This window comes from Streptomyces doebereineriae, assembly GCF_031845645.1.
GTDB lineage: Bacteria > Actinomycetota > Actinomycetes > Streptomycetales > Streptomycetaceae > Streptomyces > Streptomyces canus.
This window is the reverse complement of the sequence record NZ_JAVREZ010000358.1, coordinates 1-440: the sequence shown is the minus strand read 5'-3', so window position 1 is coordinate 440 and position 440 is coordinate 1. Positions and strand designations below refer to the sequence as shown.

General features: G+C 59.5%; 1 tRNA gene. It reads right to left on the bottom strand.

The features are described 5' to 3' along the window. Nucleotides 1-309: 309 nt before the first annotated feature. Nucleotides 310-382: transfer RNA gene (locus tag RNB18_RS52280), tRNA-Lys, on the bottom strand. Nucleotides 383-440: the final 58 nt, after the last annotated feature.

Genomic DNA, 440 nt, shown 5'->3' with positions numbered 1-440 from the left:
GTGCGCAAGGTACCCGCAACTCCTCTCGTGAGTGTCCAACGCGCCGCCGACGACGGCGTGGGTCCTGCAATATCGGTCGTGTGTGACCGCAGTCCATGTGGGCTTCCGGAGTGGCGTAAGCCACAGCAGCCTATCGAATGATAGGGCCTATTGATCGATAGGGGAAGGGCTTGGCGACAGGGGCTATCTGGGCACGAAAAGCGAAGACCCAACATCCGGGAAGATGTTGGGTCTCGCTGAGTGTGGGCATCCGATGCGCCGTGCGGCGGGGATCGGGTACGGGAAACTCCAGGTACCGGCCTTGACCAGTGCCCCCAGTAGGGCTCGAACCTACGACCTGCGGATTAAAAGTCCGTAGCTCTACCAACTGAGCTATAGGGGCGCGAGAAGACAGGGTACAAGATGGAGGAAATTGGTGTTGCGACCACCGGGTTTGAAGA